The organism is Methylomonas rapida (genome assembly GCF_024360925.2).
GTDB lineage: Bacteria > Pseudomonadota > Gammaproteobacteria > Methylococcales > Methylomonadaceae > Methylomonas > Methylomonas rapida.
Genome location: NZ_CP113517.1, coordinates 2,058,435 through 2,083,746, shown reverse-complemented (window position 1 = coordinate 2,083,746; position 25,312 = coordinate 2,058,435). Strand labels below are relative to the sequence as shown.

25 protein-coding genes are annotated in these 25,312 nt (G+C 56.4%); 11 read left to right on the top strand and 14 right to left on the bottom strand.

The window, feature by feature from the left end; all coding sequences use genetic code 11:
- The first annotated feature begins 79 nt into the window (after nucleotides 1–79).
- Nucleotides 80–493 carry an HIT domain-containing protein gene (locus NM686_RS09800; protein ID WP_255187695.1) on the top strand — a complete coding sequence of 138 codons (414 nt, stop codon included), beginning with the start codon at nucleotides 80–82 and terminating at the stop codon, nucleotides 491–493.
- On the opposite strand, the gene NM686_RS09795 is transcribed toward NM686_RS09800, so the two are convergent.
- Entirely contained in the window at nucleotides 490–897 is a 408-nt protein-coding gene (locus NM686_RS09795) for a flagellar basal body-associated FliL family protein (RefSeq protein WP_255187694.1), read from the bottom strand. The genes NM686_RS09800 and NM686_RS09795 overlap by 4 nt on opposite strands.
- Nucleotides 898–963: 66 nt before the next feature.
- Here NM686_RS09795 and nagZ point away from each other — a divergent pair, with 66 nt between their 5' ends.
- From nagZ to NM686_RS09780, 3 genes are read left to right on the top strand one after another with little or no spacing between them, the layout of a single operon-like run.
- Nucleotides 964–1,980, top strand: coding sequence for a beta-N-acetylhexosaminidase (gene nagZ / locus NM686_RS09790; protein ID WP_255187693.1), 1,017 nt, complete (start codon nucleotides 964–966; stop codon nucleotides 1,978–1,980).
- Nucleotides 1,973–2,515 carry a hypoxanthine-guanine phosphoribosyltransferase gene (locus NM686_RS09785; RefSeq protein WP_255187692.1) on the top strand — a complete coding sequence of 181 codons (543 nt, stop codon included), beginning with the start codon at nucleotides 1,973–1,975 and terminating at the stop codon, nucleotides 2,513–2,515. Before nagZ ends, NM686_RS09785 begins: the two co-directional genes overlap by 8 nt.
- Nucleotides 2,515–3,252: an S-methyl-5'-thioinosine phosphorylase gene (locus tag NM686_RS09780; protein ID WP_255187691.1), complete on the top strand. Its 738-nt coding sequence runs from the start codon at nucleotides 2,515–2,517 to the stop codon at nucleotides 3,250–3,252. Before NM686_RS09785 ends, NM686_RS09780 begins: the two co-directional genes overlap by 1 nt.
- Before the next feature lie 145 nt (nucleotides 3,253–3,397).
- Here the strand turns inward: NM686_RS09780 and NM686_RS09775 are convergent, their stop codons facing one another.
- Nucleotides 3,398–3,592, bottom strand: coding sequence for a hypothetical protein (locus NM686_RS09775; RefSeq protein ID WP_255187690.1), 195 nt, complete (start codon nucleotides 3,590–3,592; stop codon nucleotides 3,398–3,400).
- A gap of 118 nt (nucleotides 3,593–3,710) precedes the next feature.
- Here NM686_RS09775 and soxY point away from each other — a divergent pair, with 118 nt between their 5' ends.
- Together soxY and soxZ are read left to right on the top strand one after the other, a co-directional pair.
- Complete coding sequence (gene soxY / locus NM686_RS09770; RefSeq protein ID WP_255187689.1) at nucleotides 3,711–4,169, top strand: thiosulfate oxidation carrier protein SoxY; 459 nt, start codon at nucleotides 3,711–3,713, stop codon at nucleotides 4,167–4,169.
- Nucleotides 4,169–4,492, top strand: a complete 324-nt coding sequence (gene soxZ, locus NM686_RS09765) for a thiosulfate oxidation carrier complex protein SoxZ (RefSeq protein WP_255187688.1) — start codon at nucleotides 4,169–4,171, stop codon at nucleotides 4,490–4,492. The genes soxY and soxZ overlap by 1 nt, the downstream gene beginning before the upstream one ends.
- Here soxZ and NM686_RS09760 read toward each other — a convergent pair.
- From NM686_RS09760 to NM686_RS09745, 4 genes are read right to left on the bottom strand one after another with little or no spacing between them, the layout of a single operon-like run.
- Complete coding sequence (locus NM686_RS09760) at nucleotides 4,489–5,448, bottom strand: beta-ribofuranosylaminobenzene 5'-phosphate synthase family protein (protein WP_255187687.1); 960 nt, start codon at nucleotides 5,446–5,448, stop codon at nucleotides 4,489–4,491. The two genes, soxZ and NM686_RS09760, sit on opposite strands and share 4 nt — an antisense overlap.
- A 33-nt stretch (nucleotides 5,449–5,481) precedes the next feature.
- Complete coding sequence (locus NM686_RS09755; protein ID WP_255187686.1) at nucleotides 5,482–6,162, bottom strand: HAD family hydrolase; 681 nt, start codon at nucleotides 6,160–6,162, stop codon at nucleotides 5,482–5,484.
- Entirely contained in the window at nucleotides 6,159–7,088 is a 930-nt protein-coding gene (locus tag NM686_RS09750; protein ID WP_255187685.1) for a hypothetical protein, read from the bottom strand. Before NM686_RS09750 ends, NM686_RS09755 begins: the two co-directional genes overlap by 4 nt.
- Nucleotides 7,088–8,017: a GGDEF domain-containing response regulator gene (locus tag NM686_RS09745; protein ID WP_255187684.1), complete on the bottom strand. Its 930-nt coding sequence runs from the start codon at nucleotides 8,015–8,017 to the stop codon at nucleotides 7,088–7,090. The genes NM686_RS09750 and NM686_RS09745 overlap by 1 nt, the downstream gene beginning before the upstream one ends.
- A 181-nt stretch (nucleotides 8,018–8,198) precedes the next feature.
- Between NM686_RS09745 and NM686_RS09740 the strand changes: the two genes are divergently transcribed.
- Nucleotides 8,199–9,752: a Re/Si-specific NAD(P)(+) transhydrogenase subunit alpha gene (locus NM686_RS09740; RefSeq protein ID WP_255187683.1), complete on the top strand. Its 1,554-nt coding sequence runs from the start codon at nucleotides 8,199–8,201 to the stop codon at nucleotides 9,750–9,752.
- 12 nt (nucleotides 9,753–9,764) lie between these two features.
- Complete coding sequence (pntB, locus tag NM686_RS09735) at nucleotides 9,765–11,156, top strand: Re/Si-specific NAD(P)(+) transhydrogenase subunit beta (RefSeq protein WP_255187682.1); 1,392 nt, start codon at nucleotides 9,765–9,767, stop codon at nucleotides 11,154–11,156.
- Nucleotides 11,157–11,291: 135 nt separating this feature from the next.
- Here pntB and gcvP read toward each other — a convergent pair whose 3' ends face one another.
- From gcvP to NM686_RS09710, 5 genes are all read right to left on the bottom strand, one after another.
- On the bottom strand, nucleotides 11,292–14,192 hold the full coding sequence (gcvP, locus tag NM686_RS09730; RefSeq protein WP_269022807.1) for an aminomethyl-transferring glycine dehydrogenase: 2,901 nt from the start codon (nucleotides 14,190–14,192) through the stop codon (nucleotides 11,292–11,294).
- A 5-nt stretch (nucleotides 14,193–14,197) separates the two neighbouring features.
- Nucleotides 14,198–15,286: a glycine cleavage system aminomethyltransferase GcvT gene (gene gcvT / locus NM686_RS09725; protein WP_255187681.1), complete on the bottom strand. Its 1,089-nt coding sequence runs from the start codon at nucleotides 15,284–15,286 to the stop codon at nucleotides 14,198–14,200.
- Between the two features lie 99 nt (nucleotides 15,287–15,385).
- Entirely contained in the window at nucleotides 15,386–17,935 is a 2,550-nt protein-coding gene (locus tag NM686_RS09720) for a bifunctional diguanylate cyclase/phosphodiesterase (RefSeq protein WP_255187680.1), read from the bottom strand.
- 18 nt (nucleotides 17,936–17,953) lie between these two features.
- Complete coding sequence (locus NM686_RS09715; protein WP_255187679.1) at nucleotides 17,954–18,688, bottom strand: (5-formylfuran-3-yl)methyl phosphate synthase; 735 nt, start codon at nucleotides 18,686–18,688, stop codon at nucleotides 17,954–17,956.
- A complete protein-coding gene (locus NM686_RS09710; RefSeq protein WP_255187678.1) occupies nucleotides 18,685–19,251 on the bottom strand; it encodes a DUF447 domain-containing protein in 567 nt (188 codons plus the stop codon). Before NM686_RS09710 ends, NM686_RS09715 begins: the two co-directional genes overlap by 4 nt.
- Nucleotides 19,252–19,310: 59 nt before the next feature.
- Here NM686_RS09710 and NM686_RS09705 point away from each other — a divergent pair, with 59 nt between their 5' ends.
- Nucleotides 19,311–20,114 (top strand): response regulator, encoded by an 804-nt coding sequence (locus NM686_RS09705; RefSeq protein ID WP_255187677.1) that lies wholly within the window; start codon nucleotides 19,311–19,313, stop codon nucleotides 20,112–20,114.
- 53 nt (nucleotides 20,115–20,167) lie between these two features.
- Here NM686_RS09705 and NM686_RS09700 read toward each other — a convergent pair whose 3' ends face one another.
- Nucleotides 20,168–21,379 carry an MFS transporter gene (locus NM686_RS09700; RefSeq protein ID WP_255187676.1) on the bottom strand — a complete coding sequence of 404 codons (1,212 nt, stop codon included), beginning with the start codon at nucleotides 21,377–21,379 and terminating at the stop codon, nucleotides 20,168–20,170.
- 101 nt (nucleotides 21,380–21,480) lie between these two features.
- Between NM686_RS09700 and NM686_RS09695 the strand changes: the two genes are divergently transcribed.
- Entirely contained in the window at nucleotides 21,481–21,957 is a 477-nt protein-coding gene (locus NM686_RS09695; protein WP_255187675.1) for a hypothetical protein, read from the top strand.
- A 62-nt stretch (nucleotides 21,958–22,019) separates the two neighbouring features.
- On the opposite strand, the gene NM686_RS09690 is transcribed toward NM686_RS09695, so the two are convergent.
- Nucleotides 22,020–23,087: a GGDEF domain-containing protein gene (locus NM686_RS09690; RefSeq protein ID WP_255187674.1), complete on the bottom strand. Its 1,068-nt coding sequence runs from the start codon at nucleotides 23,085–23,087 to the stop codon at nucleotides 22,020–22,022.
- Nucleotides 23,088–23,252: 165 nt separating this feature from the next.
- Complete coding sequence (locus tag NM686_RS09685) at nucleotides 23,253–24,704, bottom strand: TolC family protein (RefSeq protein ID WP_269022803.1); 1,452 nt, start codon at nucleotides 24,702–24,704, stop codon at nucleotides 23,253–23,255.
- A 323-nt stretch (nucleotides 24,705–25,027) separates the two neighbouring features.
- Here NM686_RS09685 and NM686_RS09680 point away from each other — a divergent pair, with 323 nt between their 5' ends.
- Entirely contained in the window at nucleotides 25,028–25,297 is a 270-nt protein-coding gene (locus NM686_RS09680) for a YtcA family lipoprotein (RefSeq protein ID WP_255187672.1), read from the top strand.
- The last annotated feature ends 15 nt before the right edge of the window (nucleotides 25,298–25,312 follow it).

The following is a 25,312-nucleotide window of genomic DNA, read 5'->3' as shown; positions in this document are numbered from 1 at the left end:
TCAACTGCTTGCCGAAATCCATTTCGTGCTTGCCCGGATTCGCTACAATCCCGGAACTTCATCCAACCTATTTCAAGCCATGAGCGAATTTGAATTACATCCCCGTTTGCAGCAGGATTGCCGGGTCGTCGGAGATTTTGCCTTGTCGAGGCTTCTACTGATGAACGACAGTCAATATCCCTGGTTCATTCTGGTCCCCCGTCGGAGCGACATCATGGAAATCCATCAACTGGCCGAAGCCGACCGCCAGCAATTGCTGAGCGAGTCCTGTTTGCTGGCGGAAAAGCTGTTCGAGCTCTATCAGCCGGACAAACTCAACATTGCCGCCATCGGCAACTTGGTACCGCAACTGCATGTCCACCATGTCGCGCGCTACCGAACCGACAAGGCCTGGCCGGCGCCGATCTGGGGGAAATTCGCCCCCGCGCCCTATCAGGAACAGGACGCGCAGCGGGAAATAGCCCGCTTGCGCGCGGTACTGAACATCGGTTAATTGACCAGGAACTCGGAGAAGAAAACGTCCTTGAATCCCGCGGCACCATGGACCTTTTCCAGCGACTGGTTGAGTAATTCCTTGGTTTTTATCCGTAAGGCCTCCCGCTGTTCCATGGTCTGCACATCGGCGCTGTTCATGCCGCTCAGGCTCATGATCGTTTCATGGCGCAACATCGGTATGTGTTTCTTGACGACGTCCACGTTCTCCGCGCCTTCCACCAGCAACTGAACGTTCACCAGCAAATATTTTTTCGGCTCGGCCAGATTGACGGTGAATTTAGGCCCCATTTCGACATACTCGATCACGGGTCCTGAACTTCCATCGCTTCCATGTTCCTCGGACTTGGCAAATCCCCAAGTCGGTAACAGCAGCATCAGGGCCAATAAAATCAATTTTCGCATGGTGTTTCCTCATATAATGGTGGCAATAAACCGCTAGCAGTATATTTCATTTTTAACGATTGCATCATGAGAGCACAACCCATAGGCCCGGTCATGATAGACCTGGAAGGCCACGAATTAACCTCGCTGGACAAGGAAAAAATCAACCATCCCAATACCGGCGCGTTGATTTTGTTTGCCAGAAATTACGACAATCCCAAACAAGTCCAGGCCCTGGTCAAGGCGATTCGCGCCGCGCGCCAGGGCGACATTTTGGTCGCAGTCGACCAGGAAGGCGGCCGGGTGCAACGCTTGCAAAACGGCTTTACCCGACTGCCGCCTGCCGCCGCGTATGCGCAACATCCTGAATTGGCCGAGGCCGCCGGTTGGTTGATGGCGGCGGAAGTGTTGGCGGTGGGATTGGACTTCAGTTTTGCCCCGGTACTCGATGTCGATTGCGGCGTCAGCGAAATCATCGGCAACCGTTCCTTTTCCAGCGACAGCGAACAGGCCGCAGAGCTCGCGGGCGCCTTCCAGCGTGGCATGCGGGCCGCCGGCATGGCCGCAACCGGCAAACATTTTCCGGGACACGGTGCCGTCGCTTTGGATTCGCATCTGACCCTGCCGGTCGATCCCAGGCCACTGGAAGAAATCCGTGCAAGAGACTTGCTGCCGTTTGCCCGCCTGATCGAACAAGGACTGGAAGCCATCATGCCAGCTCATGTGGTGTATCCGGCGGTCGATGAATTGCCGGCCGGTTTTTCCACAATCTGGCTGCAACAAATCTTGCGCGAGGAATTGCAATTCGACGGCGCCATTTTCAGCGACGACCTCAGCATGGAAGGCGCGGCCGGCGTCGGTGGTTTTCTCGAGCGCGCGCAACTGGCGCAACAGGCCGGCTGCGACATGTTATTGGTCTGCAACAACCCGGAAGCCGCCGAGCACGTATTGGACAAACTCCCCATCAAGCAAAGCAGCGACAGGGAACGGCGATTGCAGGCCATGCGAGGCCGGCCGCAATTCGATGGCAATGCCTTGTTGCAAAATGAAAAATGGCAGCAAGTCTCCCAACAAATCCTGCAGTTAGTGGAAGCCCATGCTTAACGAAATCGATCGCGTCAAACAACAAGCCGTCTTGCTGCATGATCAGCAGGAAGTGGAAATGGCACTGGACAACATGGCAGCCGCCATTTCAGCCCGATTGGCGGATAAAAATCCGCTGGTATTGTGCGTGATCAACGGCGGCATCATCGCTACCGGAAAACTGTTGCCGAGGCTGGATTTTCCGTTGACCCTCGACAGCCTGCACGCCAGCCGTTACCGCAATGCCACCTCGGGCAGCGAACTGCATTGGCTGTTTACACCGACCACGCCGCTAGCGGGACGTCATGTGTTGGTTGTCGACGATATTCTGGATGAAGGCCATACCCTGAAAGCCATCGTCGACTGGTGCCAGGAACAAGGCGCCACGGCCGTGCATACCGCTGTACTCCTGGACAAGAAAACAGGCTGTGACAAACCCATCCAGGCCGATTTCGTCGGCTTGCGGGTAGCCAACCATTATTTGTTCGGTTACGGCATGGATTACAAAGGTTACCTCAGAAACGCGGCAGGCATTTATGCTTGCAAGGAGTCTTAATGACATTGGCAATCATCGGCGGCACCGGCCTGACTCAAATCAGCGATTTGACCATCATCGGCCAGAAAACCCTGGACACGCCTTTCGGCGCACCGTCGGCGGACTATGTGTTTGGCAAAATAAATGGCAGGCAATTGGTTTTTCTGGCCAGACACGGCAATCCCCATCGAATCCCGCCGCACAAAATCAATTATCGGGCTAATATTTGGGGACTTAAACAATTAGGCGTGACCGAGATTATCGCGGTTGCGGCCGTCGGCGGCATCAGCTCGGCCATGGCGCCAGCGCATATTGCCATTCCCGATCAACTGATCGATTACAGTTATGGCCGAGAACATACGTTTTTTGCCGACGATCTGGAACACGTAACCCATATCGATTTCACAGAGCCCTATTCGCCCGACTTGCGTCAACGCATCATCCAGGCCGCGAATGATGCCGGCATCGCTATCACGGCTAACGGCACCTATGGTTGCACGCAAGGCCCCCGCCTAGAAACCGTGGCCGAGATCAAACGCCTGGCGCAGGACGGTTGCGACTTAGTCGGCATGACCGGCATGCCGGAAGCTTCCCTGGCAAGAGAACTCGAAATGGCTTATGCCAATATTTCGGTAGTCGCCAATTGGGGCGCTGGCATCGTGGCTGGCGAAATCACGATGGCGGAAATAGAGAGAAATCTGGAAATCGGCATGAATAAAGCAATTGCCTTGCTGAAGGCGACGGTACTATTATCATAGCTGGCTGCCGTTATAATGGGGCGGCTTCCCTTGCTTGAGGTGGCAAGGGAAGCAGACATATTGATGCCGGCTTTAGTGGATCAAAAGCCATCAATGTTTTGCACTAGCCAACAAACCGACGTTCGCCAGTGCTCATAAGGAAAGACTATTTTTTTGCGCCGCCGCTGTGAAGCACGTCGTTGCGGTAAGCCGAATTACTGCTATCTTCGGAGATTGCTTGAGCCGCCGCCGCATACTTGTCATGCTCTGCATTTTTCACCATAAATACGGCACCCGCTGCGACCGCGCCAGCCAGAATAACGTAAAGCAAAAAGTTATCTTTTTGTTGGACTTCACTCATTTTGTACCTTCCTGTTGATGTTTTTAAAATGGCGTTGCATATGCAACGGCGGCTACAATAGCAAAAGGCAAAAACGGCTTTTTGATATACATCAATAAAATAAAGGTTATTAAATTTCGTGCAACGCCGAACATTCATGCAAAGGCTGATTCAGCTGGCAATCGGAACATTCGCGATGTCCCTGCCGCCAAACCGGGCTGTCGCCGCTTGGCCGCGGGAACACTTCGCCACGGCTGAATTCGACAGGCTTTTTGCGCGAGTATTCGGAAACCAGGAAATCGTCGATAGCGACGAACTCGTCCTCCAGTTGCCGGAAGTCGCCGAAAACGGCGCCGTGGTGCCGCTTACCCTCAGCAGCACGCTCGAACGAATCGACAGGATTTATATTTGGGTGGAGAAAAACCCCACGCCACTGGCGGCCGAGTTTGCATTCGATCAATCAGTTGCGCTTTATCTGACCGCGCGCATCAAAATGGCCGAAAGCTGTCATGTGGTCGTGATTGCCCAGCAGGACGGCCGTTTGTTGCGTAGGCGGCAATGGGTCAAAGTCGTGCAAGGCGGCTGCGGGACGGGCTAATGGCAAGCAGCATCAAAATCAGAAGCCAGCGTCTGGCGCAAGTTACCGAAATCAAGGTATTGATCAAGCACCCGATGGAAAATGGCCGCAACCGCGACCCGTTGACCGGCGAGTTGATACCCGCGCATTTCATTCAAGAACTGACCCTGGAACTGAACGGCAAGGCCGTCATCAGCGCCGAGCTAGGCGGCAGCATGTCCAAGGACCCGTTTTTCAGCTTTCGTTTGAAGAACGTCCGCGCAGGAGATCGTTTGGTTGTCAGCTGGCGTGACAACCAGGGGTTCGACGACCACGTCGAACATGCCATCGAAGAAGAAGTTTAAAGCGCGATGATGTCGGCGCCATGATTGCGCGCGCCGACCACGCTGAACAGCAAATGCTCGGAAGTAAACCTTTGCCGTAATTGTGCGAGCAATTCGTCGGCCCGCTCCGGGCTGGCCACCGCGCAGAAACCGGTCGGCCCCCATGAGGTTTGGCCTATGGCCACCGCCCCCTGCTGCTGCAGCCATGTCATCGCCGCCGCCACTTCGGGGCTGGTGAAAATTCCGCCCTGCACCGGCGCGAAATGCCGGCCGACGGACGCTTGCAATTCGGTGATCACCTCACCGAACAATGTCAACTTTTGCTCGGCCAACGCGGGCAAGGCCTGCATCAACAACAAGTAGCAAAGGCGTTCTGCTTCCGAACGCGGAAAAGGCGGCAATTGCCTGAAGGCGTTGACCTCCTGCTCGCCATGCAGGCCCTGGCCGCGCTTATCGAATGCCAGGATGAATCGCCAGGACTCCGGCACCGGCATGCGAGACAGCAAGGGCGGGGTTTCAGTATCCGGCCCGCGCCCGCCATCGACCACCAGGCCACCGTTTTCGAACACGCCAATGCCGATTCCGGAGCGCGCCCCGCGATCCGTGAGCTTGGCAATATCCCTTACGCTCAAGCCCAGGCCATAAAACGCGCTCAAGGCCACGCCGAGCGCCAGCGACATTTGCGTGCCGGAACCGAGACCGATATGTTCCGGAATCGCGGCGGCAAGCGAAATTTCAAATTCTTCGGGGATCCGCAGAGTCTGACACAAGCGTCTGGCGGACTTGGCCGCCCGCTCCGCCCCAGGACCCTGGACGCGGAATCGAGCACCGCAGCTCACGGTCAATTCGGTATTGATGTCGTTCAACGCCACGCCGATGCTGCCAAAATGCCGACCGAGCTCGCCGCTCAAATCGATAAACCCCATATGCAAACGCGCCGGCGCTATGACAGTGACTTTTTCGTAATGCGGCTTCACGACCTCAGGTTCCGTAACAAATATCAATCGGCATTATAACGGATGACAAAACGCCGCCGAGATAAAATCGGCCACTTCGGCCAAATCCCGCATCACGAAATCGGCGAGTCGGGATGCGTGCATATCCGCCGGCAAACACGATGGCACGAAAATACAGGGACAACAAGCGGCATTGGCCGCGGCGACGCCGATCGGCGAATCCTCCAGCACGAGACAATGCTGTTGTTTAACCTGCAACGCTTCGGCGGTCTTGACGAACACATCCGCCGCCGGCTTGGGATTGGCGACTTCATCGCGTGAAACGATGACGGAAAAAACTTCGCTCAATCCGGCCCGTGCCAGGCAATACTCCGCATCGACGCGCCGGCTGTTGGTGGCCAAGGCATACGGCAGGCCGTAAGCACGCAGACATCGCAGCAATTCATCGAAACCATTCTTGACCGGAATGCCATGCAGTTCGACCCGTTCTCGCCAGAATTGACCACTCAAGCGGTAAAAATCGTCGATATCGAAATCCGCACCCAAATATTCGATCAATCGCTGGCTAATCACGGAACCGTGAGTACCGGACAAAGATTCGCAAAAATCCCGGCTCAAGCGATAACCCATGGCCTCGGCCGCCAGTTGCCAGGCCGTGAAATAACCGGCTTCGCTATCCAGCACCAAGCCGTCCATATCGAGGATCACGGCGCGAAATCGCGGCGTTGGCTTCACCGCAGTACCCTGATGTATTCGCCTATTGCCTCTCGATTGGAACCCACCACGATGCGCTGTCTGCCCGAATCGTCGACTTCCAACTGCCCGGCCACCGCTATGCGTTCACCGGCCCTGGCTTGACCGGTGTAGGTCGCGGTAAAGCAAACGACGCTATCGATCTGTGGATGTTTCAGGGTAAATTCGGCGGGATAATCAAAGCCCAGCGCATCATCGAGTACGTCGGCCTCTACCTGCACAAAGCCCAATTTTCGGTAACGGCGCGGACTCTGAGCCGGAGTGGCCGCCAACAGCGATAAATCAAACTTGCGCTGATTGAAAATCGCCTTGTTGTACTTGCGCTGCTCGTGCCAAATGTACTCATCCAACGCAAAATCGCAAGCACGGCGCTGATAGGCGCTCAACCAGTCGTCTTCATTGAGCGTTTGACAATGATCCTGGGCAATCAAGGCTTGCACGATGTGTCTGGCTCGATGAAAGGCGTCACGCTCGTAACAAACCAGATCGATGTCGGAAGCATGATTCTGCATGCCCACCAAAATCGACCCCGTCACGCCAAAATGTTCGAGATCGAGGCGATTGGCTCGCAGCATTGCACAGAGCCCTTGCAAATCGCGAATCACGGGATCGGTCGACTCTTCCGCCAGCAACCGGCGCAAAACGGTTTTTGGCTGAAAGTGGCGCACGATTTTTTCTTCGGCTACCGCATGCAGATGGGCGCCCAAAACCTCGGAATAATGTAAAAATTCGGGATGCTGGGCCTGCAGCAATCCATTGGCGCTGTCGGTCGCCAATTTTCGCCACTGGCCGTCGACACGAGCGTAACGCAGATAACACAGCACCTTGTTGAACTCGGTGCCGTCGGCGACGATCGCAAAAAGCAGATTGCGTTCAGTTTCAATAAAATCTTTGGCTCGATAGGTCACTAAGCTGATTCCACCCGATTCCGGCCATTTTCCTTGGCCTTATACAATGCCCCATCGGCGGCCTTGGTCAGTTCCATGGCGCGCTGATATTGCCCAATATACGTCGCCGCGCCCAGACTCAAGCTGACACGATCCGACACCTTCGAACCCGCATGCGGAATGGCTTGATCCAACACGGCCAGCCGCAGATTTTCGGCGAATGTTCGCGCGCCTTGCGCATGGGTTTCGGGCAGGATCACGGTAAATTCCTCGCCGCCGTATCGACAAGCCAAATCCGTTGGCCGCTTGGTTTGCGCTTGCAAGATCCTGCCCACTTGCGCGAGACAGTCATCGCCTTGCTGATGACCGTAGCTGTCATTGTAAATTTTGAAAAAATCCACATCGCAGATGATCAGCGATAGCGGAGACTTGTGCCGCCTGGCCCAGGCGAACTGCGCCTCCAGGGTATTATCGAAGTGGCGCCGATTGGCGAGCCCGGTCAACTGGTCGTATAGCGATAAATGCTCCAATTCCTGGTTCAGTTTTTCCATTTCTTGCTGGGCTTGTTTGAGCCTTTGCCGCATCAAGTAAATTCGCTCCATTGCGACTATCGTATGCTGCAGCCGGAGTGGATTGATGGGTTTTAGCAAGTAGGCATCGCCGCCCGCCATGATGCCGTTGGTAAACGTGACGTCGTCATCCCGGGTGGTCAAGAAAATAATCGGAAACCAATCGGCTTGCTTCAATTCGCGAATCGCCTTGGTCGCCTCGACGCCATTCAGATTGGGCATCTCGACGTCCATCAGAATCAAATCGACATTGTGTTCGGCAACGTATTTCAGGCACTCGGAACCGTTTTCGGCATAGGCCAAATCGTGACCGAAATGTTTCAAACACTCCGTCACGATTTGCCGAATCAGCCGACTATCATCGACTATCAAGATTTTCATTTCAGTCTTCTTGTTTTCATGTCATTGCACCAAAAACCATGGCTTGATTCTAATCCAAAAAACCCTTTGCTCCGACAAAACCATTGCTTAAAGCCGGACTATCCCCTATCCTCGATTGCGTATTTGCGTCGCGCATGGCGCGGCAGTATTCCATCAATTCCTTAAAATACAAGGAGCTATTATGAGAATTGGCGTTCCCAAAGAGATTCATGAGGGTGAAAAACGCGTCGCCACCACGCCAGAGGCAGCCGAAAAAATCATCAAACTCGGCTTCGAGGTTTGCGTGGAATCGGGCGCGGGACTGGCGGCAAATTTCAGCGACGACTTCTATCGGGAATTCGGGGTCACGGTGCTTCCCAATGCCAAAGCCATCTGGGAGCAGTGCGACATCATCATGAAAATCAGGGCCCCGGAGCGGCACCCCGAACTGGCGCTCGACGAAATCGAGCTGCTGCGCGAAGGGCAAACCCTGATCAGCTTCATCTGGCCGGCGCAAAACGCGGAATTGATGCAAAAACTGGCGGACAAGAAAGTCACCGTCCTGGCGATGGACAGCGTGCCGCGCATGTCACGGGCGCAAAAAATGGACGCCTTGAGTTCGATGGCCAACATCGCCGGTTACCGCGCCGTGGTGGAAGCAGCGCAGCATTTCGGCCGCTTCTTTACCGGACAAATCACCGCGGCCGGCAAAGTGCCACCGGCCAAGGTGCTGGTGATCGGCGCCGGCGTAGCCGGCTTGGCCGCGATCGGCGCCGCGAAAAGCATGGGCGCCATCGTCCGCGCCTTCGACACGCGTCCTGAAGTGAAAGAACAGATCGAAAGCATGGACGCCGAGTTCCTGATGCTGGACTTCAAGGAAGATGGCTCCGGCGAAGGCGGTTATGCCAAAGTGATGTCCAAGGAATTCATCGAAGCCGAAATGGCCTTGTTCGCCCGCCAGGCGATGGAAGTCGACATCATCATCACGACGGCCTTGATCCCCGGCAAACCCGCGCCGGAACTGATCACCGCCGGCATGGTGAAATCGATGAAGCCCGGCAGCGTCATCGTCGACCTGGCGGCCGAGCAAGGCGGCAACTGCGCGCTGACCGAAAAGGACAAGATCGTGGTCAAACACGAAGTCACCATCATCGGCTACACCAATCTGCCCAGCCGGATGGCCGCGCAATCCAGCCAGCTTTACGCCACCAACCTGCGCCATTTGTTGACGGATTTAACCCCAAGCAAGGACGGCATCCTGAACGTCAACATGGACGACGAGGTGATTCGCGGCGCGACCGTGATCAAGGAAGGCGCCATCACCTGGCCGCCTCCCCCGCCCAAACTGACCGGCAGCCACAAACCGCTGACCGAAGCCCCGGCTGTGGCGGCAAAACCGGAAAAACCCAAATCCGTGCTCTCGCAAGTCTTGCCCATATTGGTGGCCGGCGCGGCCTTGTTCGGGGTTGGCGCGGTAGCGCCGCATTCGTTTCTGGAACATTTCACGGTGTTCGTACTGGCCTGCTTCGTCGGTTACCAAGTCATCTGGAACGTCACTGCCTCGCTGCACACACCGTTGATGAGCGTCACCAACGCCATCAGCGGCATCATCGTCATCGGCGCGCTGCTGCAGGTCTCGACCCCCGATAACCTGGTGATTACCGTGTTGTCCGGCGTAGCGATCCTGATCGCCTCCATCAACATCGTCGGCGGCTTTCTGGTCACCCGGCGCATGCTCGAAATGTTCAGAAAATAAGGAGAAAGTCTCATGTCACAAGGTTTGGTTACCATGTCGTACATCGCGGCATCCATTCTGTTCATTTTGAGCCTGAGCGGACTCAGCCAGCAAGAAACGGCCCGCCGCGGCAATTACTACGGCATGCTGGGTATGGGCATCGCGATCGTCGCCACCATACTCGGCGGCCATGTCACGGCTTATCCGATACTGGCCGGCGCGTTGCTGATCGGCGGCCTGATCGGCACGATCGCCGCCATCCGCGTGGAAATGACGCAAATGCCGGAACTGGTCGCGTTGATGCACAGCCTGGTCGGTATGGCTGCGGTCCTGGTCGGCTACGCCAGCTTCATGGATCATGGCTCGACATTGAGCGGCATCGAAAAAACCATACACGAGCTGGAAATTTACATCGGCATCTTCATCGGCGCCGTGACCTTTTCCGGTTCGGTGATCGCGTTCGGCAAATTGTGCGGCAAGGTCACCGGCAAGCCTGTATTGCTGCCCGCCCGCCATTGGTTGAACCTGGCGATGTTCATAGCCACTGTATTCCTGGGTTACCAGTTCCTGGCCGTCGCCGAATCCGACGCGGCTCTGCAACCCTTGCTGATCATGACCGCCATCGCGGTGGTATTCGGCATCCACATGGTCATGGCCATCGGCGGCGCGGACATGCCGGTCGTGGTTTCGATGCTGAACAGCTATTCCGGATGGGCCGCGGCCGCTACCGGCTTCATGCTCAGCAACGATCTTCTGATCGTTACCGGCGCCCTGGTTGGCTCCAGCGGTGCAATTCTGAGTTACATCATGTGCCGGGCCATGAACCGTCATTTCCTGAGCGTGATCGCGGGCGGCTTCGGCAGCGCAGGCGGCGGTGAAGCGGCGGAAATCGAAGGCGAAGTGCAGCCGATAGAAGCCGAGGAAACCGCTCAGCTGCTGCGCGAATCCAAAAACATCGTCATCATCCCCGGTTACGGCATGGCGGTCGCGCAAGCCCAGCATACCGTCAACGAAATCACCAAGGTGCTGACCGCCCAGGGCAAAAAAGTACGCTTCGCGATTCATCCCGTCGCAGGACGCATGCCGGGCCACATGAACGTGTTGCTGGCGGAAGCGAAAGTGCCTTACGACATCGTACTCGAGATGGACGAGATCAACGAGGATTTCCCCGAGGTCGATGTCACCATCGTCATCGGCGCCAACGACATCGTCAATCCGTCGGCATTGAACGATCCCAACAGTCCTATCGCCGGCATGCCGGTTCTGGAATGCTGGAAAGGTGGCACCACCATCGTGATGAAACGCAGCATGGCCTCGGGTTACGCCGGCGTCGGCAACCCGCTGTTCGTGCTGGAAAATACCCGGATGCTGTTCGGCGATGCCAATGACAAGTTGCAAGCCTTGCTCAAAGCCTTGCAGGCATGAACCAAGCCGGTTGGACAGAATAGGCCAACCTTTGTCTCGTTCCCAAGCTCCAGCTTGGGAACGCATACCGTCAAGCTCCGCTGTCAGACACTCCAAGACGGAGCTTGGGAGCGAGATAAATCGCTTGCGCTACCCTCATCCTTGGGTCTCTGCCCAATCCAGTGGACAACTGCACATGACATGACGATCGCCGTAGGCATTGTCGATGCGCCCGACCGGCGGCCAGTATTTGTCGTCGTGCTGATGCCTGTCGGGGAAAAAGGCCTTTTGCCTGGAATACGGCAGCATCCATTCCTCCAGCAACAAACGATGCGTATGCGGGGCATGGTGCAGCACGTTGTTATCCCGGTCGGCCACGCCGTCCTCGATCTCGCGGATTTCCTCCCGAATCGAGATCATCGCCGCGCAGAAGCGGTCTATTTCGGTTTTACTCTCGCTTTCGGTGGGCTCTATCATCAAGGTGTCGGCGACCGGAAACGACACGGTCGGCGCATGAAAACCGTAGTCGATCAAGCGCTTGGCGATGTCTTCCACCGTGACATTGGCGCTTTTCCTGAAAGCGCGGCAATCGATGATGCATTCGTGCGCGATCCAGCCGTTTTGATCCGTGTAAAGAATCGGATAATGCGGTGCCAGCTTCCTGGCGATGTAATTGGCGTTCAAAATCGCGGTCAGCGTGGCCCGCTTCAAGCCGGCCGCGCCCATCATCGCGATATAGGCCCAGGAAATCGTCAGGATGCTGGCCGAGCCCCACGGCGCCGCCGCCACGGTGCCGACCGTGCCATGCATGCCCTTGGCCGGATTGACACCCTCGACGACAGGATGCTCCGGCAAGAACGGCGCCAGATGGGAACAAACGCCTATCGGCCCGACACCCGGCCCGCCGCCGCCATGCGGTATCGCGAAGGTTTTGTGCAAATTCAAATGCGCCACATCCGCGCCGATGCGTCCCGGCCGGCTCAATCCGACCAGAGCGTTGAAATTAGCCCCATCCAGATACACCTGACCGCCGGCGCGATGCACGATGTCGCAGATCTCGACAAAGGCCTGCTCGTACACGCCGTGGGTGGACGGATAGGTAATCATCAAGGCCGCCAGGGTGTCTCGATGTTCGTCAACCTTGGCGCGCAAGTCGTCGACGCTGACATTGCCGTTTTCGTCGCAAGCCACGACGACGACTTTCAGGCCCACCAGCACCGCACTGGCCGGATTGGTGCCATGCGCGGAGGCCGGAATCAGGCAAACATCGCGTTGGCCCTGGCCGTTGACTGCATGGTATTTCCGTATCACCAGCAGGCCCGTGTATTCGCCCTGCGAACCGGCATTGGGCTGCAGGGAAAAGGCGTCGAATCCCGTCAGGTCGCACAGCATGTCTTCCAGTTCGGCGAACAGCTGCTGATACCCCTGGGCTTGATGCAGCGGCGCGAAAGGATGCATGGCATTGAATTCGTAAACCGAGATGGCCTGCATCTCTGTCGCTGCGTTCAATTTCATCGTGCAGGAGCCGAGCGGGATCATCGCCCTGTCCAATGCAATGTCGCGCCGCGCCAGCTTGCGCATGTAGCGCATCATTTCGGTCTCGGAGTGGTAGCGGGTGAACACCGGGTTTTGCAGGATCGCGTCATCCCTCATTAAGGCATCTGGAATGCATTCCGTCAGGTGCTTATCCAACACGGCGATGTCCGGCATCTCATAGCCCGGCGACGAAAACGCCTGCCACAAATTCCGGATGTCGTTACGGGTCGTGGTTTCGTCCAGCGAAATGCCGAGCGTATCAGCATCGATGATGCGTAAATTCATCCCCCTCTCTTCCGCCCTGGCGGCTATCCGTCTGGCGCGATTGGGGATGCGCACCTGCAGCGTATCGAAATAACAGCGACTGACCACCTCGTGGCCATAATGCGCGATACCGGCCGCGGCGATCTGGGCGTAGCGATGCACCCGACCGGCGATCAGGCGCAAACCTTCCGGGCCGTGATAGACCGCGTAAAAGCCGGCGATGACCGCGAGCAACACCTGCGAGGTGCAAATATTGCTGGTAGCCTTGTCGCGGCGGATGTGCTGCTCGCGGGTTTGCAGGGCCATGCGTAGCGCGATTTGGCCATGGCTGTCCTTGGAAACGCCGATGATGCGGCCCGGCACCGAACGCTTGAATGCGTCGCGGGTGGCAAAAAACGCCGCATGCGGGCCGCCGTAGCCCATCGGCACGCCAAAACGCTGTGCACTGCCAACCACGATATCGACGTCAAACGCCGCCGGCGGTTTCAGCAGAACCAGACTCAACAAATCGGCCGCCACCGTCACCAAAGCCTGCTTGGCGTGCGCCGCGGCGACGCAAGCCGTCAAATCCCGCACTTCGCCCTTCGAACCCGGATATTGCACGATCAGCGCAAAAAAATCCTGTTGCTGCAAATCGGCATAGGGGTCGGCGACCACGACCTCATATCCCAACGAGGCGGCGCGGGTTTGCACCACGGCGAGGGTTTGCGGGTGACAATCCTGATCGATCAGCACCACGTTGGACGCACTTTGGGCCAGCCGCCGCGACATCGTCATCGCCTCGGCGACGGCGGTGGCTTCGTCCAACAGCGAGGCATTGGCCAATTCCATGCCGGTCAAATCGATGACCATCTGTTGAAAATTCAACAAGGCTTCCAGGCGACCCTGGCTGACTTCGGCCTGATACGGGGTATAAGCCGTGTACCAGCCCGGATTTTCCAGCACGTTGCGCTTGATGACCGACGGCATGATGGTGTCGTAATAACCCATGCCTATCATCGAGGTCAGCACCTGGTTGCGCTCGCGCATGGCGCGCAGGTATTTGATCACCGCCCGCTCGCTGATGGTTTCGGTCAATTTCAAGGGTTCGTGATTCAGGATATTGGCTGGAATCACTTGCTCGACCAGATCCTCCAATTGACCCAAGCCCAGTTCGGCCAGCATCTCCTGGGTTTGCCGGGCATCGGGTCCGATATGGCGCGGAATGAAACTGCCGCGCATTTCCAGTTGTTCCAGACGGGGACGCTGTGCTGACATGAGGTTTACCTCCGATAATGGTGAGGGACGAAAGGCAGCGCGCAAACCTGGACGGCAATACGCTGATCGCGCACATTGGCATATAACCGGGTGCCGGGCCGTGCCGAATCGCGGGCGACAAAAGCCATCGCCACCGGTCGGCCCAGACTGGGAGAAAAACCACCGCTACTGACCCGGCCCAGCTCGGAGCCGTCGGCGGCGCAAATCACGGCGCCTTCGCGCACCGGGATTTTACCCTCCACCGCCAGGCCCACCCGCACCCGCTCGGCCCCCTGTATCAATTGCGCCGCCAGTGTTGCCGCGCCGGGAAAGTCGCTATGGCCTTTCTTGAACAGCCAGCGCAAGCCGGCCTCGATAGGAGTGATGGTTTCGCTGAGTTCATGGCCATACAGACAAAGCCCGGCCTCCAGGCGCAAGGTATCGCGCGCGCCCAGCCCCATCGGTTCGACACCCTCTTCCGCCAGCAGCAAACGGGCGATGCGCTCGGCTTCGGCTTGCGGCAATGAGATTTCAAAACCATCCTCGCCGGTATAACCGCTCCGGCTGATCAGACAAGCAACGCCGGCTATATCGCTTGCGCAGGCTTGCATGAAACGCAAATCGATCGCCTCGGCGGAAAATTTGGCCATGACCTTCACCGCCAACGGTCCCTGCAAAGCCAGCAAAGCCAAGTCATTACAAGTTTCGAATTCGCAGTCAGGCGGCAAATGCCGGCGCAAATGGGCAAAATCCTTGTCCTTGCAGGCTGCATTGACGATCAGGCTCAAGCCAGCTTCGCTGCGGGTCACGATGATGTCGTCGATCACCCCGCCCTCGGCATTGGTCAACACCGTGTATTTTTGCGCGCCGACCGGCAAATCGACGATGCCGCCGGGCGTGAGTCTTTCCAATGCGGCCGCCGCTTGCTCGCCCAGAATACGGCCCTGGCCCATGTGGGAAATATCAAACAAGCCGGCCTGAGCGCGGCAATGCAAATGCTCATGGATGATGCCTTTGTCGTATTGCAATGGCATCGCGTAGCCGGCAAAAGCGGTCATTTTGGCGCCGAGCTGTTTATGCAAGTCGTATAAAGGTGTTTGTTGCAAAGTCGTCATGGCCCTTCCCTTTCTAGTGATTGCAGCCCGGCATTGGGCAAAACGGGCCAGTGCGGATAAACCTCCCGCAACCTGAACACCCGCCGGCAGAGATTCAGTTTAGCTTACGATACGCCAGGATGCTGGCGATTCCAGCAGCACGTTGAAAGCTTCGGCGGACACGGGCCTGGAGAACAAATAACCCTGTCCGTAATCACAGCCGGCTTTGACCAACAAAGCGTATTGTTCGGCGGTTTCTATGCCTTCAGCAATCACTTTGATACCCAGCTTGTGTGCCATTACGATGATGGCTTCACAAAGGGCCAAATCGCTGGAATCGGCTTGCAGATGACTGACGAAAGAACGATCGATTTTTAAGTAATCGATGTCGAATTTTTTTAAATAGGCCAGCGACGAATAACCGGTGCCAAAGTCGTCCAGCGCCACCTGAATGCCGGCATCGCGAAAAATCAGCAATTGCCGGCTCACCAGTTCGCGGGCATCCAGCAACAAGCCTTCGGTAATTTCAACCACTATGCTTTGCCCAGGTAAACCCAGTTGTTCCAATTGATTCAACCAGTGTGTCTGGTCATAACGTTCGTTGCAAAACTGAACCGGCGATTTGTTGATGCTGACCTGAAACTCCGGAAGATAGCTCTGACGCCAATGCTTGACTTGCTCGGCGGCGGTGCGAAACACCCATTCTCCGATTTCGACGATGACGCCGGTTTCTTCGGCCAGCGGAATGAACTCGACCGGACTGACCATGCCCAGCGTCGGATGCTGCCAGCGTAACAAGGCTTCGGCCTTGCAGACGGTTTGCGTCGCCAGTTCCACGATGGGCTGGTAAACCACTTGCAACTGTTGCTTGGACAACGCGCCATGCAATTCGCCGAGCAATCGCATGCGGTTTTGCGCCTGGCGTTGCATCTGGTCGGTAAACAAACTATAGCGGTCGCGCCCGAGCTTCTTGGCTTCATACATGGCTTGATCGGCGTTTTTCAGCAGAACCTCGGCATTATCGGCATCGTCGGGATAAAACGCGACCCCGATACTGGCCGACAAATAAACCATTTCTTCATCCAGCACGAATGGCTCGGCCAGGCAATGCAAAATCTGCTGCGCAATGGGGTTGACGTCCGCGCGTGCCTGCAAATCGGTAACGATCACGGTGAACTCATCGCCCCCCAGCCGCGCCAAGGTCAGCGGCCGCTCGATCGCCTCGCGCAAGCGCTGGGCGGCCTCACGCAACAAGACATCCCCCATGAAATGGCCGAGCGTATCGTTGACGTCCTTGAAACGATCCAGATCGATGAATAACAGGGCCATGCGCAAACCAGACCGCCGCGCCTTGACCATTTCCTGCGTCAGATTGTCCAGAAACTGATTGCGGTTGGGCAACTCGGTCAGCGGATCGAGATGGGCCTGCCGCCAAATCACGTTCATCGCTTCGACGCGTTCGGTAATATCCTGCAAGATGACGACACGATGGCCGGCCAGTTCATTGTCGAGAAAGGCCACGTTGATCAGCACGGTACGCTTGCCGCCGTTCTTGCAGCAGATGTCGAACTCCATCGGGAGCACGGCTCGTTGCTGGGCATGCGCCACCTCGACATGCAATTGCCAGGCGTCCATGCACTTCTGCCGATAATCCGCATCGGGAAACGCTTGCCGCCACCAGCTTTGCCAATCGGGCAAATCAGCTTCGCAGTAGCCGAAGGTCTCGATAAAAGCCGGATTCAAATAGCGGATCCGCCGATCCGGAGCTTTTAGCATGTAAGCAACGGGCGATTCCTTGATGATGGCGTGAAACTTGGCTTCGCTATCCTGGAATGCCCGTTTGCTTTGATGAAGTCGCTGATATGGCAACTCTATGCTGTTGGTGAATACCGAACAATAAATCAGGGTGTAGGCAATGAATTTATAAATATGACCCAACAATGAAAAACTGTCGGTCACATCGGCATACAAGGTGAAAAACATCTCGCTCATCGCCATGATCGCGGCGGCGGCAAATAAGCCGGTTACATTCAATACATGCGGGCTATGGCTTTTACGGAAAAAGCGCCACGCCATCGTCGCATAGATCAACACCAGCAGATATTCGAAGTTTTTCTTGAATGGGGTCAATCCCTGGCCGGGCAGAAAGGTGCGGGGCACCCAAAGGGGTTGCGATAACACGACGACCGTGATCAGCCCAACCAACGACAATACGCCTGTCAGCATCAGCCAGCGTGTTCGCAGATTGTTCAACGGCCAGTCCGGCAAAAAGGCCACTGCGAACAGGGCAATGGCCGCCAAACTCCGCGCGGCCAACCAGAATTGTATGGCCTTTTCCGGGCTATTTTGCGAAACCCAGTCCGGCATGCCCGGATAGGACATGGTATGCATCACATCCAGCAAGGCGACACCGAGAAAACCGCAAGCCAGCAACATCAAATTACCGGCATCTTCCTTTTCGTAGACTATCCACCCCGCCGCGAACACCAGCGCGGAAATCACGATGGACAGCATTTCCAATACCGTATGCAAGGGCACGTAATTGTCCATCGCCAGCAAGAAAGACAGGGGGGCATACACCGCGCTGCCGATTTGAATCAATAGCAACAAACCCAGCAGGTACAATACTGGTCTCAAGCGCTGGTGATAGGGTGTGCCGCAAATCAGCATGTTCTATCCTTTATCGGTCTATGCAATACCGGCCTGTTGCCGCAGGGTTTCAGGCCGCACAGACGAAGGGTCTGTCTTGTATTCGAGCAATCGGCGGATGCCGGCAATCCGTTCGCCATCCAATGCCGCGGTCCGGCAATGCCGTTGGCATAAGCCGCCCCTAAATCCCAGATAATCGGCCTGCAACGGCAACAAAGCCGAAACATCCTGCCGCCTGAGCGAGCCCGCAAGCCCGGTCAACAGCCCCTGAATCTTGGCCAGCACGACAAATTCTTGCAACTGTTCGATAGTCATGAGGTCGGTCAAGGAGCCTCGTTGCTTGTCCATGGTATCCAGCATCACGCCTCGGAAACCCGCCTGCCGCAGCGCCGGGACAAGCGCAAGATCGGGCCGGGTATCGGCAAACAGCACCGCAATCAGGGCGTAGCCCCGAGCCGCCAAGGCGGACAGGCGTTCGATGCAGGCCGACCAGTCACCGCCGGGAAAAAAGCCTATCTTGACGTAATCGACGCCGGTCGCCGCCATTGCATCGACCGCGTCGAACAACACTTCCGGCTGCATCGGCAAATCGCCCACCGTGGCGCTGACGAGCGTATCCGGATTCAGCCTGGCGACGATTTCTTTGACCGAATCGACGTCCAAGGCGCCCAGGGCGCCCTGCGCCGGTTGTTTCAAATCGATCACGTCGACAGCGAATGTCTCGACGAACAATGCCTCCTGCAAACTGTTGACGCTGGCCAACATAGCGCTCATGACGCCACCGCCATCAGTCGATGCCGTTCGACGACTTCCATCAACCAGCCCCAGGCCTCCCGCTCCCGGTCGCCGGCGCATTTTTCCAAACCGATACCGAGATAATCCAGCTCGGTTTGAATCTTGTCCCACGGCAATCTATCGAGCCGACTGACCAATATCGCCGCCTCCAACACCGCGAACTGGGCGCGATTGAAGCCCTGAAAGGGTTTATGGTTGACCGCATGGACCGCCTGGCAAAACAGTTTGGGGCGAACGGCATCGTCCTCGATGCGTATCAACTGCAATTCGGTATGAGCCAAAGTATCGGCCAGATAATTGCCCATTACCTGCTGCGCCGGCAATAAGGGCCAATCGCGCCGGCCGGTCAGGCAGCCCGCGAATACCCGCACATCGTCGCAACAATTGATCACGGCCGTTTTCGTTTCCAGCACATTATTCAACGTGGTGGATGGCTTGAACGGCAAAATGACAAATTCATCGCCCCGCACATGTACCCCCATCGGCGCGATATGTGCTATACCTGCCGCGCTGATGGTGCTTACTATCGTTTCCTGTATCATCTAAAATCGGTAAATCTAAAATTATTGTCATCAACCAATAGCAACCAGAATACCACTACATGCACTCCGTCAACATCTGCGATTTGGCTATTTTGCTGATCGAACCTTCCAGCACGCAATTGAAAGTCATCATGCAGCACCTGCGGCAAGAAGGCATCAGCAATATCGAAGGCGTGCATAACGCCGGCGAGGCCTTGGCCATGTTGCAGAATCATAGACCGGATTTGATCATCAGCAGCCTGTATCTACCCGACATGACTGCGACCGACTTATTGGAGCGCATCAAACACGACGATGCCTTGAGCGAGATACCGTTCATGCTGATTTCCAGCGAGTCCAGCCACAAGGTACTGGATGCGATTCGTCAGGCCGGCGTGGTGGCCATTCTGCCCAAACCCTTTGCTCCTCGGGATTTGAAAAATGCGCTGAGGACGACCATAGAATTCATAGACCCGCAGGAAATCGATCTGGAACATTACGACATCGAAAACGTCCGCGTGCTGGTGGTCGACGACAGTAGTTTAGCCAGAAAACACATTTGTCGGGTCTTGAACAACATGGGCATCGTGCGCATCACGCAAGCCGTCGACGGCAAACAGGCCGCCGAGTTGTTCACGGAGGCGCAAGATCAGTTTGATTTGATCATCACCGATTTGAACATGCCCATCATGGACGGCCAGGAATTGATCCAATTCATTCGGCACGATCTCGGCAATAGCATCATCCCGATTCTGATGGTCACCAGCGAAGACAATCAAACCCGCCTCAGTAACGTGCACAAAGCCGGCGTTTCCGCGATTTGCGACAAACCCTTCGACCCGCAAACCGTCAAGGAGATGCTGTTTCGGGTGCTGGAAGCCTAAGCCGACCAAGCCGATCATTCTATTGCGGATATGTCCCCGATAGGCGCGCTTGCTCAAGACGCGTCCGCCAAGGCCGGAATCAGCACCCGCAACCTCAGATATACAGCCAGATAAATGAGCAAACCCAGCAGCGCAAACAACGCGCACATCAAATACACCTTGTCGTAACCCGAAGCCTCGGCGAGCATCGAGGCAGCGAGGTTGGGACCGACGATCTGCCCCAAGCCTTGCGCGGTCGGAATCAGCGACGAAAAAGTGCCGGAAGGGTCGGCGTTGGCAATGAAGGCCATCTGATACACATCGATGAAAATCCACAGCAGATTGAACGACAGGATGCTGATGACGATTCTTGCGCTATCCATACCCACGCCGAGCATGCCGACCGCGATCGCCATCAACAGCAGCGCCAGCAGCAAGGGGCGAGCCAGACCGAAGCGATTGCTGACCAAGGTCGCGAGCAGGCACCCCAACACGCTGGCCAGCGAACCCCACACCAGCAATTGACTGACGAATTCGCCGGGTACTTTGGCATCGCGGGCGGCCAGTTCGATATAGGTCCAGTAGCCGCCGATATTGACGTAAGTCAGAAATATCGCGGCCAAGCACAACCAGGCCACGTAAGCAGGCACGTAGCGATGCTCGCGATGATGCCGGCCGTCGCCGTTTTCCACCTCCATTTCGACATCCAGAAGCCGGACAGGGTCATGCGATGGAATCCAGGCCAAAGCCAGTAAACCCAGGGCATAGCCTCCCATGAACACCCCGTAAATACCATTCATCGTCAACTGCGGCAGGATTTTCAATTCCAAGGCCTGGGAAAAGGCAAACGCGAACAGCATCAGGTTGTATGCCCGCGCCGGCCTGGACGTCGCGCCCAAGTTGGCCACCGCGACCGCGGTGTAAAGGCCGCTGCCGATTCCCGCCAGGATTCTTAGAGATAAAGTCGGTTCGTATTGGCTATACAGAGTACACGAGGCATTGGCCAATATGGCCAGAAACGCACCGCCCGCTACCAGTATCCGCCGGTTTGCCTTCGCCATGAACCACGAAGCCAATGCGGCCCCAACCGCCAAGCCGCCCAAGTCTGCACTGGCAAGCCTGCCGACCTGTTCCGCGGAAAACCCCAGTAGCTCGACACGCGCCGAACTGATCACCGGTATCGCCACCAACACGCCATAGCCGACCAAGGTCATGTAAAGCGCAATAAAAATCGAGCGCCAGTCGTCGAATGGACTGTGGTGTTGTGGTGAAGGTGGCTTTTTCACGGCGAAGGTATGTTATTGATTAATTTATATATTTCGTGATTTTCGTGGACGATTGAGGTTTTTAGGATAATGTCGGCTTTTGCCTTTTTAGAGAAGAAACCATGATTCATCATATTTCGATAGCCGCGCACAATCCACGGCAGGTTGCCGGCGTACTGGCCGAATTATTGGACGGCGAGGTGTTTCCATTTTCGCCCGCACCGGGCGGCTTCGTCGCCGTCTGCGACGATGGCCATGCCACGCTGGTCGAGGTTTATCCAATCGATACCGTGATGATACCCGGCACCGACGATCAAGGCGCCCGGTTCACCAAATCGACATCGCCGCAAGGCTTCGTCCCCAATCATGCCGCCATCTCGGTCGCCATCGACGAGACCATGATCAAAGCGATTGCGGCGCGCGAAGGCTGGCGCGCGGTCACTTGCGACCGCGGCGGTTTGTTTCGGGTTGTGGAGTTTTGGATAGAAAACCGAATCTTGTTTGAATTGCTGACCCCGGACATGGCGCGGCATTATTTGGCCGCCATGACCCTGCAAAACCGGGAGCGATTTACGGATCAAGCCCAAACGCCAAAATAGCGCGCGTCCGCCATTCGCTGCGCTGGAAACGCGGGATTGCTGTGTTCATGGCCATGGATAGGCTAAAACAGGTCGATGCTGCCCGCCGCGACCTCTTTCAATACACCTTCGGCAACCAGATTGTCATAAAAACAAATACGGTTACGACCGGCTTTCTTGGCGGCATACAGTGAACTATCGGCGCGATTGAAAATTTCTTGCGGCAATACGGAAAGATCGGCGCAACTGAAGCCGCCGCTGATCGTGATGTGTCCGACCTGAGGAAATTCGAATTTCTCGATTTTATGCCGCGCGCGCTCCAAGGCTTGAGTCGCCGCGTCAAGATCGTTAGCCGCGATGATGGCGACAAATTCCTCGCCGCCATAACGGTACAGCAAATCCGATTGCCGAAACGACGACTCCAGCAAACGGGTAATGATGATCAATACCTCATCACCGATGACATGCCCAAATTCGTCGTTGATTTTCTTGAAATGATCGATATCCAGCACGCAAATCCAGTAACACTCGGGCTTGACGATGCGCTTGTCCTGTTCTCCCTTGCTGTCGTTCTGGCGCGCCGCCAATATGCTCCAGAGCCGGTCGAGATTGGATTCCAGGGAATAGCGATTGAGCAGGCCGGTCAATTGATCGCGCTGACTGGTATCCAGTAAATCGAAGTAGTTGGTAAAAACTTCCAGCACGCCTTGCACGATGGCATCCTCGACCGGCGTTACCTCGCGGTCGCGCTGAAATACGAAATAACCCACCAATTCGTTCTTGCCATAAATCGGATAACAAATCAGCAAATTGTTTTCCGAGCGCCGACTACAGCACTTTCTCAACAACCTGACGCTTTCAAACAAGTTGCGCAGGATATCCGGAATCTCTTGTTCGTTGCTGACCTCCTCGATGTTGTCGACCACCCGTTTGGCGCCCTGTTTCTCCACCACTTTGCGTGAGTGGTAGAGGGCGCGAATGACGTCACCGTTATCTTCCACCCGATAAAACGATGTCTCCAAAACGCCCAGCAAAGGACCAAGCGTGCGCAGCAGGCTTTGTTCGACCATATAGGTGTCGCGAATGGCGGTCATCGCACCCAGTTTTTTCAAAATATTCGGCAAACCGGAGGCCGCGTTTCTACCTTTCATGCTGTATTTATTGGGTACCAGGAAACTGAAGTAAGGTCGATGTGATAGATCAAGTCGCAATTATCTCTCATCCCGGACACTTTGTTGTAATTTACAGACTGAATGCTGCGCGCTTGATATGTGCCGCGCCTTGCACAGTGGGCAGGATTTGCGGCGTGGGTTCGCTCAATCGCCCGCCGTCATCCCGCCCGCCGCGTAAACCAGCGTAGCGGCTGATTTCAGCAAGCCGGCCCGGCTGTCGATTTCGGTATAACGGGCGCGGGCCAGATCCTTTTGCGCCGACAACAGCTCGATGATGGTGGAAAAACCGTGGTTATAGGATTCCTGCGTGGCGGCGTAGGACGCTTCGGCGGCCCGCAGCAAGGCCTGCGCGAAGTCGCGTTTTTCCAGCGCGGTTTTGGTGTCGGCATAGGCTTGCCAGATATCGCGCATGATTTGCAGGCGCGCAGCTTCGACTTGGGCCTGACTGGCCTGCTGCTTAGCCTCGGCTTCATTGACGGCGCTGCTGCGCTCGAAGCCGTCGAACAACTTCCATTCCAGATTCAGCATCGCGGTGCCGACCAGTTCGTCGGACGAGTAGTTTTGCCGGCTTGGCGGGTTGGTATGCACGTCGCCCCAATATTGGTTGCCGACATTGCCTTTCAACGACAGCTTGGGCCAAAACTCCGCCCTGGCTTTTTTGACCTCCGCCTCGCGGGCGCGCAATTCGGCCAGCTGCGCCATCAGGTCCGGGCGCTGGGCCAGCGCTTCATCGACGATGCGCTCGACCGACGGTTCCAGCTTGTCCGGCAGTGGTACTTGACTCAAATCCACCATTTGCAGGGTTTGCGCCGGCGAAACACCGACGTTGGTGGTCAATTCGGCGCGAAGCTGCGTCACCGACCCGCGCGCGTCCTGCAAGTCATAATTGGCCTTTGCTTGCTCCTGAATCGCCAATAATAAATCGGGACGGGTGGCGAAGCCTTGCGCGAGTTTGGCCCGCACCGACTCGGCATTGGTTTTGGCCGACTCCAGGGTTTGCTGCGCCGCCGTCACTTTGGCCAGCGCCGCCTGATAGGCGAAAAAACTGGTGGCCACCCGGTAAGCGATTTCCTGATGCTTGCGGGTAAAGGCGAATTGCGCGGCCCCCAGACGTTCCAGACTGGCATCGACCAATGCTTCGCGGCGACCGAAATCGAACAGCGTCCAGGCCAATTCCAAACCGCCGAAGGCACCAAAACCATGGCTGACCAGCGCGCTTTCCGGAATCGGAATGCTGGTTTTGAAATATTGCCCGAAAGCCAGCGCCGTCAGGGTCGGATACCAGGCACTGCGCTGTCTGTCCACGCGCGCCGCGGCGGCTTTGGCTTCTTCCCAGCTCTGCCGGGTTTCCGGGTGAATTTGCAAGGCCAGATCGACCAGGCCCGGCAAATCATAGGCTTGTCCGGCTTCGGGCGCGGCCGCTTGCTTATCCGGCTTGGATGGGCCAGGCGCGGAATCGGATTTGCGGTATTCGGACCAAAGCACACTCTGCGTGGCTGGCCGATTAAATTGAACAGTGTCGATGCGATGTCTTGACGGCGATGAGCAAGCCACCGCCAGAAAAAAGCTGGCCAAGGCCAGATAAATCGAGCGCAAGCGTCTTGTCTGGCACGGTGATTCATGCCTACACCCTTCGCGCGGGAACCGCTCAAGGCGGAAAAATTGCGTCATCGAAGCTGGTCCACTCCAGTAGAAAATGCTGATATAGTAACGAAAGAAGCCGGCCACAGGGAGGCAACAAATTGACAACAAGCAGCAAACAATAAGCCCACCCATCAAGCTTCGGCTCGCATTAGAATAGTAGCGAATCGGCGCCCTGTCCCGACATCGACCCGATCCGTTCCATTCAATAACCCGTATATCCATCATGGCAGCGGGTCATGATGGAATTCACCCGCTTTCCTGTGTGGAGAAACGTTATGAAGCCGCTTCCAACCCTGCGCAAAACGGCGACGGCCTGCTTTTTGGCGCTGACGCTAACCGCTTGCGACCCGATGTTGAGCCTGCAGGGTTCGTTTTGGCCTGCCTGGATCATCTGCATCATGACCGGCCTGGCGACCAGCATGTTGCTGATGTGGCAATTGATCCGCTTGCGCCTGGCGCCCCATCTGGGTCCGCCCTTGCTGATCGCGCCGAGTCTTTGGGCCTTGTGTAGTTTTACGATCTGGCTGTTGTTTTACGCTCGCTAACCGTCCGCGGAACTT

Coding starts and splice junctions, on each gene's coding strand:
- NM686_RS09715 (WP_255187679.1), bottom strand. CDS start 18,688: ATGAGCGCTATGTTGGCCAGCGTCAACAGTTTGCAGGAGGCATTGTTC.
- pntB (WP_255187682.1), top strand. CDS start 9,765: ATGTCACAAGGTTTGGTTACCATGTCGTACATCGCGGCATCCATTCTG.
- NM686_RS09705 (WP_255187677.1), top strand. CDS start 19,311: ATGCACTCCGTCAACATCTGCGATTTGGCTATTTTGCTGATCGAACCT.
- NM686_RS09690 (WP_255187674.1), bottom strand. CDS start 23,087: ATGAAAGGTAGAAACGCGGCCTCCGGTTTGCCGAATATTTTGAAAAAA.
- NM686_RS09775 (WP_255187690.1), bottom strand. CDS start 3,592: ATGAGTGAAGTCCAACAAAAAGATAACTTTTTGCTTTACGTTATTCTG.
- NM686_RS09740 (WP_255187683.1), top strand. CDS start 8,199: ATGAGAATTGGCGTTCCCAAAGAGATTCATGAGGGTGAAAAACGCGTC.
- NM686_RS09695 (WP_255187675.1), top strand. CDS start 21,481: ATGATTCATCATATTTCGATAGCCGCGCACAATCCACGGCAGGTTGCC.
- NM686_RS09745 (WP_255187684.1), bottom strand. CDS start 8,017: ATGAAAATCTTGATAGTCGATGATAGTCGGCTGATTCGGCAAATCGTG.
- NM686_RS09710 (WP_255187678.1), bottom strand. CDS start 19,251: ATGATACAGGAAACGATAGTAAGCACCATCAGCGCGGCAGGTATAGCA.
- gcvP (WP_269022807.1), bottom strand. CDS start 14,192: ATGTCAGCACAGCGTCCCCGTCTGGAACAACTGGAAATGCGCGGCAGT.
- NM686_RS09795 (WP_255187694.1), bottom strand. CDS start 897: ATGCGAAAATTGATTTTATTGGCCCTGATGCTGCTGTTACCGACTTGG.
- gcvT (WP_255187681.1), bottom strand. CDS start 15,286: ATGACGACTTTGCAACAAACACCTTTATACGACTTGCATAAACAGCTC.
- NM686_RS09785 (WP_255187692.1), top strand. CDS start 1,973: ATGCTTAACGAAATCGATCGCGTCAAACAACAAGCCGTCTTGCTGCAT.
- NM686_RS09720 (WP_255187680.1), bottom strand. CDS start 17,935: ATGCTGATTTGCGGCACACCCTATCACCAGCGCTTGAGACCAGTATTG.
- NM686_RS09680 (WP_255187672.1), top strand. CDS start 25,028: ATGAAGCCGCTTCCAACCCTGCGCAAAACGGCGACGGCCTGCTTTTTG.
- NM686_RS09800 (WP_255187695.1), top strand. CDS start 80: ATGAGCGAATTTGAATTACATCCCCGTTTGCAGCAGGATTGCCGGGTC.
- soxZ (WP_255187688.1), top strand. CDS start 4,169: ATGGCAAGCAGCATCAAAATCAGAAGCCAGCGTCTGGCGCAAGTTACC.
- NM686_RS09780 (WP_255187691.1), top strand. CDS start 2,515: ATGACATTGGCAATCATCGGCGGCACCGGCCTGACTCAAATCAGCGAT.
- nagZ (WP_255187693.1), top strand. CDS start 964: ATGAGAGCACAACCCATAGGCCCGGTCATGATAGACCTGGAAGGCCAC.